This window comes from Pantoea sp. S-LA4 (assembly GCF_054482835.1).
In genome coordinates, this window is the sequence record NZ_JBTLRC010000003.1 from 74,942 (window position 1) to 87,795 (window position 12,854).

Sequence of the window (12,854 nt, forward strand, 5' to 3'; positions counted from 1 at the left end):
AAAATCCCGCTATGCGAAAAAAGTAAATTTTTCTCAGTTTGATATATTTGATCTATTTTTTGTGTGAGCCAGTTATGAACAATGAATCTCAGAAAAAAACCATCATTATCTCTATCCCCATCAGGGCCATTTTGGCACTCATTATTGGTATGGTGGTTTTTTTGATGAGTTATCTCTACAGTCACTATGCAGTGGCTTCACCCTTGCCGGTTATTCCTGCTCCCGGTACGCATGCGCAGCTTATCGTGTATCGGGTAGATGGCGATACATCGCCTGCGTCAAATAAGGTGGTCAATGTATTTCTTAATAATCAATACCATACGAGCATACTTCCGCATAATCGTGCGGTAAAGCTTATCCTTTGCCCTGGTGCAGGATCGCTTGATATCTCGATAGGTCAGCTTGACCAGCATCGCTTTGGCCGTTCTGAAAATCTGCCGGGTAGCTCAACCACATTTCAGGCGGGAAAGCGGTATTTCTATCAGATTGCATTAAATAGTCAGAACGCGGTCACGGCACGCTGGGTACCCGAAGAGGAAGCAGAAAAAGCGCTGTTTAACGTCGAACCACATTTGCTGACGCTGTTCAGCGTTGCAAATGAACACTGCCTGACCTGATCTCTCTGGCGGAGACAGAAAGTCAGACACTCTACAAATTTAACAACGCTGAGTATGAGTAAAGGATTGCGCGAACAGAATCCGGGCGCAGACTATTCATTTCCTGTCAGCAAAAAGCGACAACGCATTACTCTTTATCATCCTGAGTCGCGGCAGCAAAACCGCGCGATGACACCCTATCCGCAGCACCAGAGGCCTGAGCAGCAGGGAAGGCCAGCCAGCATTTTCATCCTCCAGGTATGCCTGCTGCCGTATCAAATGATGATGATTACGCCGCGATTGTGACCTGGCAGTATAATCCTGATTAATGCCGTTAAGTCGTTTGCCAGCGCTGTTGATTAAGCCTGAAGAGGCGTATGCCGGCACGCAGATCAAAAGGGCATTACGATCCTGTGTCGATGCAACTCAGTTATCTGTGCCATAACCTCAGTCTAAGCGGAAGCGGCAACCGTACATTACGACACGGCCGATTCGTCAGCAATCAACGCTGTTCATTGATGAGGGCGTGGGTTGCCGCAGCTGCAGCATAAGAGCCTGTACAGGCGGCTTCGGAACAGGAAATCTAAATCTTCATGATGGATCGAACAAAGCCAGCATAATCGCTGGCTTTGTTTATTCTGAACGGAGGCGTTATTGAATAATAACGACCCGATCGACATCAATTTCAGTCTGGCCATCGTCGCGATCAATTTCGCCGTTTATCCTGACCTTTTTACCCACCAGATAGTGATCATCGTCATCATCATCCTCGTCAATATCAATCCGAATGCGGCCAGTCGAATCTTTAAGCCAGTAGTGATCGTCATCGGCACGTCCGGTAATGGTGCCGGTGAGCGTAACATGCCGGTCATCGCGCATTTTTTTCGCCTCAGCCACCGAGACCTGCTGACTGGCGAAAGCCGCCGATGAACCTATTAAGGTAAAGATCACCAGCAAGGTTTTTTTCATTTTCAACTCCTGTCGTGAAGAATTTAGCGTCCTGAGCTAAGAATGTCTGTTAATTAAAAGCTGAAGCGATAACCCGCATTAATCTGGCGCTGATTGAAACGGTTACCATCAACGAGATCCGCCTCCATAAACAGGGTGTGATTACTGATCTGAGCGCTGACGCCGATGCCGTTATTCCAGCCATTTCCTTTAAAGGAAAGATTCTCTCGTGAACCATTCAGCGCATAATGTGTATCGCCCGAAAATTCGCGCATCATTCCGGTTTTGATATAGCTGTTGAGCTTGTAGCCGCTTTGGTGCATCTCATAGCCTGCCAGCACACTCGCCCGGCCGAGTACAGACTTGTAGTTCGACAGGCTGATATTCAGCCCATTGGATGCCCGAAGCGAGCTACTATCCTGATAACCTGCTGTCATCTGCAGCTGCGGTTCCAGATAAAAGCCGTTAGCATCTTCTGAAAAACTGAATTTTTTACCGGCCTCCAGCGATACGCTGAAACCGTATGACGCTGCCGTACCTGAAACCCGATTATTCTGTGTGTCTTTGACACTAAACTGATTTTTGAAACGATTAAATTTCACTACTCCATCGACATAGTAGCCCTCATCATTCATCCAGGTACTGTACATACCGACATGACTGGATCGGGTATTACCGTCGCCGTCTCGATAGTGCGGAGAGCCTTCGGTCACACCCATAAACAGACCGAGATAAAGCGGAATTTCGTCCGAAACGCGTTTATCTACGCCAAACTGATAACCGGTATAGTTCAGGCTGAAGTTACTTAATTTGCCACTCGCAAAACCGCTGAAACGGCCATCAATGCCGCGCAGCCAGACATTGCCGGCGGTTTTACCCTGACGAACGTCACCCATGCGCTGCATCAGCGTTTGGGTTTCGGCGTAATTCATCAGATAACCAATATTGAGGAAATTCGCACCGGCATTTGCAGTACTGCTAATGACTGACGGACCACTGGCTGCAGGCGCTGTACCCGCCGGGGCAGCAGGTGAAGCACTGCTTTGATCTCCGGTTTTGTCCGGTTCTGCTGCAGTATTATCTGCCGGAGAGGCTGGCGTTGTCGTTGCGTTATCCCCAGGCGTGACCGGCGCGGTTGCCCCATTATCCACGGGATCGACCGGCGTGACTGCTCCATTATCCACGGGATCGACCGGCGTGACTGCTCCATTATCTGCGGGATTGACCGGCGTGACTGCTCCATTATCTGCGGGATCGACCGGCGTGACTGCCCCATTATCCGCGGGATCGACCGGCGTGGCCTCAGCATCGTCGGCCGGCGTCTCGGCTTCCGCTTTTGGCGAGGAGAGCACCCAGTTAGTATCCTGCTGATTGACGGTATAAACATAACCGCCCAGTTCAACATCTGAATCCCCTTTGAAAGTCGCGACGCCGTCGGGCGTTTCAACGACGGTCAGCACTTCATTACCGGTCGTGACGGCACTGCCGCGGTTCTGAATGAGCAGCGTGTAATCACCCGCGCTGCTTTCAGTAACCACGACTTTATCGCCAATATTATTAACGCCATCCCCGTCACCGACAATATCAGTCCGTAACGCAAAATTACCGCTGCCGCTCAGGTTAGCCACCGTCAGCGTGGAGTAGCTGCTGTCGTCGGTGGCGGCGGTCAGATCGACCAGGGAATTGCTCATTTGCAGATTGTCGAGCACAGAGTCGCCTGCAACGCGCCATTCGCTATCAGTCAGATTGACATTAAGGTGGCCGCCATTGACGTTGTCGCTGTTGGCGCTGCCTGACCAGAGTGAACCTGAGGCGAAATTGAGAGCGATCAATCCTCCCAGCGAATTAACGCTACCGGTAATCGCCATCGTTCCGTCAGCATTAATCACGCTGGGTGCATAGCCCTCATTATGCTGAGTCGCCATCGCAACCCCTTCAGGCGATCCCATATCAATGGTCAGATCACCCTGAAGGTTAACCTCGCCTTCAGCCATGGCGTAAACCCCGATGGTACTGTCCGGTAAACCGGTAATTGTCAGGTTTTCGCCGTTGATCTGCCCGCCCAATGCCCACAAGCCCAGACCCAGGGTATCGACACTGTTAATGGTAATATCGGTATTCAGCAGGTTGACGGTCGCGCCAGCTGACTGTGAAGAGGCGCCATAAGAACCCGCCGACTGCAGCGTATTGCGTTCTGTTTCAGTCCCAAGGTAGTTGACCGTGGCGCTATCGCCCATTGCCACGATAGCACCGGTCTGCGCCGAGAAAATCACACTGCCCGCGCCAACATCGGCAAGCCCGTTTCCTCTGACCGACAGGCCAGCTGACGCCGTACCCGAGGTACTGATATTGAGGTGATCGGCGGTTAAAGTACCCAGGCTCCAGATGCCAACGGAAGTCTCGCCGGTGGTGATGATGGTTGAATTGCTGCCGAGATCGACCGAGCTGTCGGCCTGAATGTTAATACCCTGAGAGCTGTCGCCCAGCGTTTTAATCGTGAGGTGATTTGCTGTTACCAGGGGAACGCTGTCCGTGGTCTGACCGGTAAAGGCATCAATCTGCACGGCATTGCTGCTGGTGCCATTGGTCTGAATGGCACTGTCATTACCTAAACCGGCCTCTGTACCATAGCCGGAAACATGCAGGCCAATTCCGTTATCGCCCTGCGTCGATATTTGCAATTTTTCTGCTGTCAGGGTGGAGGCATTCTTCACCGTTACGCCATCAGCGAATCCACTGCCACTTCCTACGGCGGTCACCGAACTTCCCGTGCCCAAATCAGCACTGGACTGATTACCGGTAAGTTCGATCGCGCTGGCGGTTTTACCCGATACGGTGACAATCAACTTGTTGGCGTGAAGATCGCTGTTTGCACCGTTCAGAAAAATGCCCTGGGCAAAATGATCGACATCGGTAACGCTGACGGTGCTGCCACTACCGGTTTCTACCGTACCGGCAGTGCCGTTTGGCACCAGAATACCGTAGAGTCCGCCATTCAATGTCTGGTCGGCAATCAGTGTCGTACCATCCGGTAAGGTAATATCGCCTCCCGTCTGGCTTCCTGTCACTGCCGCATCGCCGATGCCCGGCATCACGCCTACACCACCGGCTAGCATCAGCATTTTTGCGAGCCTGCTCATTCTGAATTTATTATTCATACCAGTAACTCTTCCTTAAGATTTTATTGATGACTTAGATTCAGCTCAATTGATCCAGGCACCATCAGGGAATGATTAAACGTATTGAATAAGCTTCATGCATTAATAGCGGTCATGTTAAATGAAATCATATAATTTACGACTTCATCTTTAATGAAAACGACAGGATTATGCCGGGCAGCGCTGAATTATGTAAAGAAGCTGAAAGTCTCCGCTTTTAATCAATCGTTACATAAATGAGCCTGTCTGATGAGGTTCCTCTTTGAAATTAAGGTTATGCGACTCTGACAAACTGGGTATTCCTGTTAAAAAAATTACACGCATAGTTTTTTGACTATATTTATAATCGGAAGCTGTGAAATTATTGTCGATAAAGTCAGTTAACAGCGGGTGATTAATCACCTGTTTAATCTTGGCCTGATAAAATCAATCCGTTTTTTGACATGACAAGGCCATGACAGGGTCATTAATTAACTAAGAGTGTGATTAACCTTTTCCACTAACAGGGATGATGACTCAAGAGACCGTTCCGAAAGTAGTGGCCTGCGTCTGAGTCAGTGAAAAGAACAAACGCATGAACAACTGGAAAAGAGGTGATTAATGCAGCTGATTAAAATGAGTGTGGCTATTTTCGGGGTACTGACAGCGCTGCAGCTCACGGCCTGCGCACAAAAACCCGCAGCGCCTGAACGCATTGGCATGGCGAATCCGGCGACAAACTGGTGCATAAAAGTGGGAGGTACGCCTTCACAGGTGAACACCGACGCCGGGGTTGTTGGATATTGTACGTTACCCTCCGGTGAGCGAGTCGAGCAGTGGACACTCTACCGCCAGGCGCATCCTGCTTCCACGCCTGCGAAATAATCCCGCATAAGCCGTCCGGTCAGATCAACCTCATTTCTGACTAACGGCTTGTTTTACCGCTTACACAGGAAATTGAGCGGTGAGTAACCCGCGCCGTTTATACTGCTCACCGCCCCGTTACCTCTCCTCGTTATCCCTTCATTAACCGCCGCGCTGATCTATCATCACGCTGGGCAGAACCGTTATCCGCGCAGAGCGGAAAATGGCAACGTCAGGCGCTGAAACTGGCGCTGATGATGTTACGTCAATGTGATGGATGTTATTCAGAATCGATGAGGCAAAGAGCAGAATGCTGTGAAAATAAATTGCCATCATGGCAATACGCAGCTAACCAACTTAAATTAATGTCAATAGAAAATATCTGGATTGATGTTTGTTTATTCTCCGGCGGAAAGGCTGACTCAACAATACATAACTTTGCCTTAAAAAATAGATTTTTTCTAATCGCTATTTATTCGCCTGTCTGGTTGCGAAAACAGTAAATATAACTAATGAATGGGCGGTAGTCTATTTCTGGACTGGACTAGGTGTTTTCTTAAATATATTGATAAAGCTGATTCTTATTTGGCAGTGTTTTTATATATTGATTTATTTCAGCGAGTTAGCGTTTAAATTGCATTGAATGGCCGCGTTTTATTGATCTCAATCAATCTTTAAGCGGCGGCGGGTTTCGGTAACAGATATGTGAAATGATATTATTCCTGCGAGTAAAAAATAAATTAATAAGTGTATTTTTTCACAAGGGGAATCCATTGAAATATATTGGAAGAGTCGCTTTTTGCTGCACTGTAGCTATCTGTACGCGCTCAAATGCCGGAATTATGCGGCATGATGTCGATGTGCAAACTTATCGCGATTTTGCTGAAAACTTGGGGGAGTTTTCTGTTGGCGCTAAAAATATCGCCATCTATAAAACAGATGGATCGCTGTCAGGTTATCTTGATTTTTCTATGCCGGATTTTGGCATGGTGGCGACTTACGGTTACAGCACACTGGTTGCGCCATCTTATGTCGCCAGCGTGCGTCATAACACCGGCTATAAAACGCTCAAATTTGGTAACGGTGCGCAGTATGCCGCCAATTACACGCTGATTAATCGTAATGAATCAACACTGTCAGATATTGATTTTCATCTGCCACGCCTGAATAAAGTGGTCACAGAGTCGGCCCCCGCTAGCGTGATCGAAAAATCAGACATGATAGCGGCTGATAAATCGCGCTACTCCTGGTATACGCGCATTGGTGGCGGCACGCAGAGCCAGGTTAATGAGGCGCAGACCGAGCAAATTACCCTCAGCGGTGCTTATAACTGGGTAAGCGGAGGAACGATTAATGCGGCGACGGTGAAGGCGACGTCAGGCTCTCTGCAGGGAACCAATTATGGGCCTGATAACCCACTGACTTCTCCGCTTTCTATCGGAACAATGGGCGGTGACAGCGGCAGTCCTGTCATGGTCTATGACGAACTGGAGCAGGTCTGGAAGGTGGCTGGTGTTCTGCACGGCGCCTATGTAACGGACCAGATTTATGGGCAGACCAGCATCTGGGAATATATTCCTGATAACTACATTCAGACCATCGCAGCCGCGAATACCTCACCCGATGTGGTCGATATTGCCGGTGGTGGCGCGATTAGCTGGGACAATGATGCGATCAGGCAAAACACGCTGTCGTGGTCCTGGTCCGGGCTGGACACCGCCTACGCAGGCGTTGCTCCGTCAGGCGCCACCAACGAAGAGCTGGATGCCACCAAAGATTTACGATTTAACGGTGCAGGTGGTCTGATTACCTTAAATGCACCCATTAATATGGGGGCCGGAAAACTCCAGTTCTCGAATAACTACACAGTGGCATCGGCCAGTGGGGCCAACGCAACCTGGGCTGGCGGCGGTGTTGAGGTCGATGCGGGCAAAGAGGTGCTGTGGCAGGTCAACGGCGTGGAGAACGATGCGCTGCATAAGATCGGGGCGGGCACGCTGCACGTCAATGCTGAAGGGAACAACCCGGGTTCACTCAATGTGGGTGATGGTACGGTCGTGCTCGATCAGCGCGCCGATGCGAACGGGGATAAAAGCGCATTTTCATCCGTCACGCTGGTCAGTGGCCGGCCAACCGTGGTGCTGAGCGATGAGAATCAGGTTGCGGCTGATAATATTTATTTCGGCTATCGCGGCGGTCGCCTGGATTTAAACGGTAATGCGCTGACCTTCAAAAAAATCAATCATACCGACAGTGGCGCTCTGCTGGTCAATCACAACAGCGATCTGGCCACCCTGAATATCACCGGCTATACCGCGAAAGATGTGCCTTTTAATACCTTTAGCGGCAGTAACCCGACAGGCACGCCAGGATCAATTTATGTTTATAACAACCCTTATACGAAGCAGACGGAATATTTCCAGCTGAATACCTCTTCTTACTGGTATTACCCGACAGATCAAAGCTCAACCTCAACCTGGACTTTTTTGGGAACGGATGCGGATGAGGCGATCAACCATCGCTTAACGCAGCTGAATCTGCAGGTTTTCAGAGGCTTTATCGGCGAAAAAGTACAAAACCTGGTGAATGGCGCGATGGACGTCAATATCAGCCCGAGCAACCGGTCAGCGATAACAGCCTTAACGGGTGGCATGAATCTGAATGGCACGTTAAATGCGAACAGCGGTACAACAGTTCTCTCAGGTCAGCCGGTGGCCCATGCGGGTAGCGTGGTCATTGAGGATGACTGGACGACCTCCTTGTTCAGGGCCGATAAAATCCACGTGGGCAGCAATGCTCTGTTTCAGGTGGGGGAATATGCCAGCGTAACCGCAGATATAACGGCTGATGAATCCGCACGCCTCTCGTTGGGTTATAACGACAGTACGCTGGCGGAGGAGAAGAGCTGGCGGTGCTACGCCGTGATCTATAAAGATGACGTTTCCTGCAGTCAGCCGGTACGGGATGCCGACGCGCTGGCGCGTCTTCCTGCCAGTGAGGTAACGGGAGATGTCCAGCTGGCCAACGATGCGTCGCTCTATCTCGGGAAGGTGAACTATCAGGGCGCCGTCAGTTCCAGTGGCACAACGCGCATGACGCTGGATAGTCAGTCAACCTGGAACATGACCGGAAACAGTCATGTGAGTCTGCTGCAGGCCTCACGCGGCGCCACGCTGTCAACGGTGCCACAGACTGGCTGGCAGGCAAAAAGTCTGGATGTCGATACTCTGGACGCCACCGGACTTAATCTGATGCTGGGCGTAAAACCGTCCACGCTGGAAAGCGATAGACTGACGATTAACTCTGCCGCCAGCGGCAGCGATAACCTGCTGGATGTAAAACTGATTGTCGGGAGTAATGAACAGGTCGCATTGAATCAGGATCTGGTCATGATCGACGCTCCCGCCGGTACGTCACATGACTACTTTAGCTTTGCCAGCAACTACAGCGGCTTTAGCGTCTATACCCCGAACTATCAGGTGAAGGACGAGAACGATCGCGTTCTGTGGGTGCTTGAGCATAATCAGGAGCAAGAGCCTGCGGAAGTGGTGCCGGAAACGCCAGCGCCAGCAGAAACGGTGCCGGAAGTGGTGCCGGAAACGCCAGCGCCAGCGGAAACGGTGCCGGAAGTAGTACCGGAAACGCCAGCGCCAGCGGAAACGGTGCCGGAAGTAGTACCGGAAACGCCAGCGCCAGCAGAAACGGCTCCGGAAGTGGTGCCGGAAACACCAGCACCAGCGGAAACGGCTCCGGAAGTGGTGCCGGAGACGCCAGCACCAGCGGAAACGGCTCCGGAAACGCCAGCGCCGGCAGAAACGGTGCCGGAAGTGATGCCGGAAACGCCAGCGCCAGCAGAAACGGCTCCGGAAGTAGTGCCGGAAACGCCAGCGCCAGCAGAAACGGCTCCGGAAGTAGTACCGGAAACGCCAGCGCCGGCAGAAACGGCTCCGGAAGTAGTACCGGAAACGCCAGCCCCGGCAGAAACGGCTCCGGAAGTGGCACCGGAAACGCCAGCTCCGGCAGAAACCGCGCCAGCTGCGGAGCCAGAAACTCCGGCAGCGGCAGAGGCTGCTGCTGAAGAGGAAGCTGAGAAAGAGACACCGGCCGAAGAACCGGCGGCAGCAACCGAAGCTGAGCCCGTATTCAATCCGGACGACTGGTTTACTGTCTATGATAACCAGCCGCTGATTCAGAACACTCGCGCAATGATGGCTTCGCGGCAGTATATCTTTAGCGAAGCGGTAAGCCAGCTGCATCAGCGTACTGACAGCCTGCGGGATGCTTCAGAGAGAAGTGGGCCCTGGGTCACGATCGAGCAGAGAAAAGGCGGTTTTCTGGGTCTGGATGCCAGCCAGCAAACCCTGAACGTCGGCTGGGACAAGCAAAGCAACAATCAGCTCTTTGGGTTGAGCGCAAGCTACACCCAGGGACAGGTTGAAGGAAAAGGCAAAGAGAACCACCGTCTGGCCACCGTTGGCGCTTATTATGGCTGGCAGTCCGGACAGGGATGGTTCGTCGATGCGGCGAGCCGCCTGATGTATCTGAATCAGGAGATTACGCTGGATCCGGCGCTGGGCATTAACGCGCAAAATCGTCACAGTCAGATGCTGGTCGGTAGCCTGCGGAGTGGTTATCAGTTCGGGCTGGCGCAGGATCGATTGACGATCTCACCTTATGTGGGTGTCAGTGCCGGCACGCTTTCCGGTTATTCACTGAAAGGGCAGGATGCTGCGGTCAGTTTAAGCTCGGCGAATCCCTATTTCTTAACCGGAGGGATTATGGTGAAACAACGCGGACTGGGTGCAGGACTGGATAACGTTAATCTGTTTGCGAGCATTGAATATCAATATTCGCCAGGGAAGAACGGATCTAAGACCACGCTTTCTGACCGTCAGTCAGATCGTCAATATAGCGCCTGGTCTGATAATCGCTACCGTTCTTCGGTGGGCATAGAAGGTGAGATCAGCCGTAATCTTTCGCTGAATGCCAAAGTGGATAATAGTTTTGGCGGTGTCTTTAAAACAGACTATAGCGGTCAGGTCGGTTTTTCTTATCACTTCTGAATTTTACAGAGCATCACCCCGGCGGTGGTGCTCTGTTTTTTTACCCAGGCCGACACCTGTTTATTCACTACTCAGACAACACGGGAGGTTACCCGTAATAGATAACTGAGCGAAAGCGGCGGGGTTAATTGACATATCGCCATGCTTCACTGGGTACTTCGCTATAAGTTTCATTCATCACCAGTTCTGCTTTACGGTGATCATAAGCGCCTTCAAATGAAGAGAGATCTTCGTGAGGAACACGGTTACGCATATAGCTGGTCACGATATCGAGAATGTCCTTGCATGGACAATTCCGAAGCTGCATTAAATAATCAATCTTGTTCATATATCCTCGTCAAATCAATGCCATAAATATTTCTAACAACTGCAATTGGGGCGTCAGTCATTACGACGTCTGACCGCTACAGGCGTTTGAAAAACAAGGCGCGGGCCCGGTCTCAACGTTTCATCCACACTCATGAAGAGCGAGAGCTGAAGCGGAAACATCGGGTGGCGTGATATTCCACTCTGCCTGTTTTTCCATCGACGTCATCTGGTCGCCAGTCTGATTCACATCGCTTTTCTCCTTGTTAAGTTAAATGGCAATTTATGTGCAACGCATGAAATGTTTTATGATTTAAAATCATGCCGTTCACACCGTGCTGGTTGTACGAGTCAATGTACCTTTGTCTCTGATTCGGGCGTGCTGGCGTGACAAAAAGCACAAAGCGACGCTGTCAGCGCCGTCATTATCAGGTATTTGAAGTAATAAAAAAGTTGATATAAATCGCTATAATCGTGCTGGCTGACTATTTATTGGTCAGGTTTTTTTGGGCCAAATAACATTGATATTTATATGGCTTTCAATCTGCGTCGCTATTTATCTGTATTTTAAAAGATAATTTACTCTCTGCCTGGAATTTAATCGATTTTTAATTCACCTGAACTCAACAATTAATAAATAATAAGATAACTCTTAGTCCAGAAATAACATGTAAAAGGGAATGGAGTTTACGGACGGTTGATATTAAAAGAGAGGCGATGGTTGTGCTGGCCGACATTTTTGAACTGAGCAGGCGAATAAGTGAATGGCTCAGGCTGATACGCCTGAGCATTTATCCATGCGGGAGGTGTGCCTGTTGCGCGTACGCCGTCTGGCAATGATGCGGCAGCGTAATTCGCAGCTAAGCACTATTTTCTGAGGTGTAAATCACGAACTCAACCTGACCTGCCGCGTAGGTTTCCGGTTTTTCTCCCTGTTCCAGATAATTCAGCAACAGCTGCAGTGCCAGCTGGGCATGTTGCCGGGTATTTTGATCCAGCGTCAGGGCGATACTTTGCTGCGCCATCAGCGTTCGCGTAGTGGAATAGAGTTCATGGGCAATCCATACGCACTGATTGAGTCGGCGATGACGCGCCAGCGCCTGGCCAATTTCAGTGTTACCCATACCGGTATTGTAAATCCCCAGCAAATTTCCGCTCCGGGTCAGCTGCTTCTCCAGTAACCTGCTGATAAGGTCGCGGTCTTCCTGCGCCGCCACTACTTCACGTAGCTGAAGGTGAGGAAAACGATCGGTTAATATTTCCCTGAACCCCTCGGTTCGCTCCCGGTGCGCCGTGTAATCCAGGCGACCACTGACAATCAGCACCTCGCCCGGCTGGTGCAGCATCTTCCCCATCAGCTGACCGGCAGTTCGCCCGGCCTTTTTCTGATTGATACCGACATGGCAGAGCCGGGCGGCGTCAGGAAGATCGGTAACCAGCGTGATCACCGGTACGCCGCGTGCCTGACAGTGAGCCAGCGCGTCGTAAATTATCGGATGTGAATGCGCAAATACGATCAGAGCATCGCGCGTTTCACTGCCCGCCAGAATGCGTTTTGCAAGGCGCTCGTGCTGCGCTTCCGGCACGTAAGTACGATGCAGCGTCAATCGCCGATAGCCTGGATGCATAGCGGCTTCAGTAAAATCCTGCGCCAGCTGCCGGAAGAAAAAAGAATCATTGCAGCTCATTAACACTTCTATCTGCCACGGCCGGCGGTGCTCTTCCGGCAAAATGCGTTTTAAGCCGCTTTCACGCGCCGCCTGCAGGACTCTACGTACCGTTGCTGGCGCCACGCCGCCACGCTCGTTGAGCACACGATCCACGGTGGCCAGACCGACACCCGCCCGCCGGGCGATCTCCTTCAGCGACATGGTTTTCTCCCCTGAGGTAAACACCTCAAAAACGCGATGGGGTCAGTGTAACCAGCAAGGTTATCCTGC

8 protein-coding genes are annotated in these 12,854 nt (G+C 51.0%); 4 read left to right on the forward strand and 4 right to left on the reverse strand.

Annotated features, from left to right (window positions below; translation table 11 throughout):
* Positions 1-74: 74 nt before the first annotated feature.
* Both ACX3P5_RS20290 and ACX3P5_RS20295 read left to right on the forward strand, forming a co-directional pair.
* Positions 75-617, forward strand: a complete 543-nt coding sequence (locus tag ACX3P5_RS20290) for a hypothetical protein (protein ID WP_233988814.1) — start codon at positions 75-77, stop codon at positions 615-617.
* A gap of 54 nt (positions 618-671) precedes the next feature.
* A complete protein-coding gene (locus ACX3P5_RS20295; protein WP_458969259.1) occupies positions 672-902 on the forward strand; it encodes a hypothetical protein in 231 nt (76 codons plus the stop codon).
* 345 nt (positions 903-1,247) lie between these two features.
* Here the strand turns inward: ACX3P5_RS20295 and ACX3P5_RS20300 are convergent, their stop codons facing one another.
* The gene (locus ACX3P5_RS20300; protein WP_233988812.1) at positions 1,248-1,565 is read right to left on the reverse strand and encodes a NirD/YgiW/YdeI family stress tolerance protein; all 318 of its coding nucleotides are present in this window, start codon (positions 1,563-1,565) and stop codon (positions 1,248-1,250) included.
* A gap of 53 nt (positions 1,566-1,618) precedes the next feature.
* Positions 1,619-4,666: an autotransporter outer membrane beta-barrel domain-containing protein gene (locus ACX3P5_RS20305; RefSeq protein WP_458969260.1), complete on the reverse strand. Its 3,048-nt coding sequence runs from the start codon at positions 4,664-4,666 to the stop codon at positions 1,619-1,621.
* 636 nt (positions 4,667-5,302) lie between these two features.
* On the opposite strand from ACX3P5_RS20305, the gene ACX3P5_RS20310 reads away from it, so the two are divergent.
* Together ACX3P5_RS20310 and ACX3P5_RS20315 are read left to right on the forward strand one after the other, a co-directional pair.
* The gene (locus ACX3P5_RS20310; RefSeq protein WP_458969261.1) at positions 5,303-5,566 is read left to right on the forward strand and encodes a putative hemolysin; all 264 of its coding nucleotides are present in this window, start codon (positions 5,303-5,305) and stop codon (positions 5,564-5,566) included.
* An 839-nt stretch (positions 5,567-6,405) separates the two neighbouring features.
* Positions 6,406-10,608, forward strand: coding sequence for a S6 family peptidase (locus ACX3P5_RS20315; RefSeq protein WP_458969262.1), 4,203 nt, complete (start codon positions 6,406-6,408; stop codon positions 10,606-10,608).
* A gap of 124 nt (positions 10,609-10,732) precedes the next feature.
* On the opposite strand, the gene ACX3P5_RS20320 is transcribed toward ACX3P5_RS20315, so the two are convergent.
* Entirely contained in the window at positions 10,733-10,936 is a 204-nt protein-coding gene (locus ACX3P5_RS20320) for an Hha/YmoA family nucleoid-associated regulatory protein (protein WP_233988808.1), read from the reverse strand.
* Between the two features lie 838 nt (positions 10,937-11,774).
* A complete protein-coding gene (locus tag ACX3P5_RS20325; RefSeq protein WP_233988807.1) occupies positions 11,775-12,785 on the reverse strand; it encodes a LacI family DNA-binding transcriptional regulator in 1,011 nt (336 codons plus the stop codon).
* Positions 12,786-12,854: the final 69 nt, after the last annotated feature.